Below are 898 nucleotides of genomic sequence, written 5' to 3'. Positions count from 1 at the left end.
GGCGGGACTTTGCGGACACGACCTAAAGGGTGTTGCAGAAGGTCCGTCTCGGGCAGGGCTGAGTGGGCCGTTGACCTGCTGTTTCACCCAGTGAGGGCGAGATTGTGCATGGTGGCGACGGCCTGGACGGCGTGGTGGAGGCCGTCGCCCTTCTGGCGGCAGTCGCGGAGGATCTTCCAGGTCTTCATGCGGGCGAAGGTGTGCTCGACGCGGGCGCGGACGCGCCGGTGTTCGGCGTTGTCCTCCTCCTGTCCGCGCAACAGAGGGCGGCCCGCCCTCCTGCGGTGCGGGACGATCAGGCCGGTGCCCAGGTAGGCGCCGTCGGCGATCACGGTCGTCCCGGCGGCCGCGGCCGGCAGGTCCGACTCCCGCCAGACGTGGGCATCGGCCTTGTTCCCGGGCGCTGGCCGGGCCGAGGCGATCACCAGGCGGGTGTCGGCGTCGATGATGACCTGCACGTTCGCCGAGAATCGGTAGTTCCGCGACGAAGCACCGACGGCGCGGTCACGGACCGGAATGAGGGTGCCGTCCACGATCCACAACCGGTCCACCTCGGCGACTGGCCGCGGTGCCGGTTCCAGCGCCAGCAGCGGACGCAGTCGCTGGATGACCCGGCAGACGGTGGCCGGGGAGATCCCGAAGAGCGGGGCGAGCTGTCGCATCGTGAGGTTGGTGCGGTAGTACACGGCCACCAGCAGGACCCGGTCCGCCAGCGGCAGGCACCACGGCCGGCCACCACCGGGCCCGTTCCCGCCCCGCTCCCGCACCACCTTCACCAGCTTCGCGAACCGGTCCGACCGCAAGCCCGTGAACGTCTCCACCCACACCGGCTCAGCCCGCAACACCCCACCCATACAGGCAAAATGCCCAAGACTGAGCCTTCTGCAACACCCTTTAG

Annotated in this window: 1 protein-coding gene; it reads right to left on the bottom strand. The window is 69.7% G+C overall.

Features of this window, described 5'->3' with window-relative positions:
- Positions 1-83: 83 nt before the first annotated feature.
- On the bottom strand, positions 84-854 hold the full coding sequence (locus IG86_RS0138060) for an IS5/IS1182 family transposase (protein WP_030903153.1): 771 nt from the start codon (positions 852-854) through the stop codon (positions 84-86).
- Positions 855-898 lie beyond the last annotated feature (44 nt).

Source organism: Streptomyces virginiae (genome assembly GCF_000720455.1).
Taxonomy (GTDB): Bacteria; Actinomycetota; Actinomycetes; order Streptomycetales; family Streptomycetaceae; genus Streptomyces; species Streptomyces virginiae.
The sequence above is the reverse complement of the archived record's forward strand: the minus strand, read 5'-3'. Positions and strand labels throughout refer to the sequence as shown.

What these genes read in the sequence shown, in the direction of transcription:
- IG86_RS0138060 (WP_030903153.1), bottom strand. Translation starts at nt 854, where the DNA reads ATGGGTGGGGTGTTGCGGGCTGAGCCGGTGTGGGTGGAGACGTTCACG.